Raw genomic sequence first — 1,627 nt, 5'->3', positions numbered from 1 at the left:
GCTCTCGCGGCATATGGTATGCTGGCTTAAGGGGATGCCGGGTGCCATGAGGGAGAGAGACGCGCATGTACCGCATCAAAGAATTCGCGGCTATGACCGGTTTGCCGCCATCTAAAATTCGGTTCTACGAAAAGCACGGCCTCCTGGCCACGCGTCGCGAGGAGAACGGCTACCGGGTGTTCTCCCCCGAAGATGCCTTCCGATCGAACGCCTTCCGCGTGCTCCTGCAGTACGGGTTCACCGTAGAGCAGGCAGTATCCATGCTGGATGCCGAGCAGGGCGACGACGAGTTCAGGCGATCGCTCCTCGATCAACAGGCACGGCTGCTGCACGAGGCCGACCTGCTGCGCTACCGTCTGGCCAAGATAGGCAGCGCGCTTGAACTGATCGAGAACGGAAGCCAAGCGGCCTTCATCCTCGTCGATGCCCCCGACCAGGTATACGTCAGCGCGTCGATCGGCCGCGACTTCAGCGTGTCGGTGGACAACAAGCGAGAGATCGCACAGTTCTACGACCTACTCAGCATAACCAGCTGCGCGCGTATCATTGCGAAGCGCGACTTGGAACTGCCCGGCAACACCCTCGATCCCAGCTACATCATTGCCATGCCCGAGCGCGAGTCGCACCGCCTTGAGGGCATCGACGCACGTCGCATAGGGAAGCTCTGCCTGGGAAAGTGCGTACGATTCCGCAGGCGCGTGACACGGGCGGAAAGCGTGTGCAAGGAAACGTTCGCCGACCTGTTCGCCTACTTGGACGACCACGGTTACGCGCTGCGCGGCGATGTCATCTTGTTCCCCTCGTTTCTGAACCTCGACGGTAACGGTAGCGACATCGAAACGCTCTTCGTACCGGTGCGGTAGCCAAAGGCCGCAACACGGCAAGGATGAGAAGCACCCCGCGATAAACGCGTAGGCACCTCGCCGAGGGAGGGTTCGGCGAGGTGCCTACAGCATTCGGGCGCAAAGGTCGCGGGAGGAAGCTGCGTGCCGGCTTGCGCGCTCCTTGGCATGCAAACCGGCAAGAACGAGAAGCCCGCAACTAGGCTTTGATGGCCGCCACGGCTTCTTCGGCAGCAAGGTAGCCAGAATCGATGCACAAGCCATAGCAGTAGCCGGGAATGTCGTAATAGGGCGAGTAGTACAGGCTGCCGACGTCGGTTCCTGCAGCATAGAGGCCCGCAATGGGATCGTTGGTCTCGGCCGACAGCACGCGACAACAGTCGTCGGTGCGCAAGCCGCCGAACGTACTCCACGCGCTGGGTTCGTTCTCGGTTACGTAGAACGGCGGCGTGGCAACCGGCGAGAGGTACCACGGGTTCGCATCGAACTGCGCATCGACGCCCGCGGCGCACAGCTCGTTGTACTGGGCCACCGTTTCGGGCAGCCCGTCCAAGCCGAAGTGCTCCGCCAACTCCTCAAGCGAGTTTGCTTTGAAGCACCAGCCCTCTTTCACGCCCTCTTCGATATCTGCGGGCAGATCCTTCAGGATGCGGTCCTTGAAGTAGTTGCCGATAAACCACGTCTCGGAGGTGGCTCCCTTGGCCGTCGTGTAGTTGTACAGGCCCTGCGTGCTCATGGCATCGACATAGGCCTGATCGACCACGGCATACCACGGCGAGTTCTTA

At 61.2% G+C, this 1,627-nt stretch carries 2 protein-coding genes; one reads left to right on the top strand and one right to left on the bottom strand.

Going from position 1 to position 1,627, the window contains the following annotated elements:
• The first annotated feature begins 65 nt into the window (after window positions 1-65).
• Entirely contained in the window at window positions 66-863 is a 798-nt protein-coding gene (locus RR842_RS14565; protein ID WP_332730292.1) for a MerR family transcriptional regulator, read from the top strand.
• A gap of 178 nt (window positions 864-1,041) precedes the next feature.
• On the opposite strand, the gene RR842_RS14560 is transcribed toward RR842_RS14565, so the two are convergent.
• On the bottom strand, window positions 1,042-1,627 hold a 586-nt coding region (locus RR842_RS14560), incomplete at its 5' end, for an FAD-binding protein (protein ID WP_332730291.1).

This window comes from Gordonibacter sp. (genome assembly GCF_036667095.1).
In the GTDB taxonomy this organism is placed as follows: Bacteria; Actinomycetota; Coriobacteriia; order Coriobacteriales; family Eggerthellaceae; genus Gordonibacter.
Note: the sequence above shows the minus strand (reverse complement) of the source record. Positions and strands in the feature narration are given on the sequence as shown.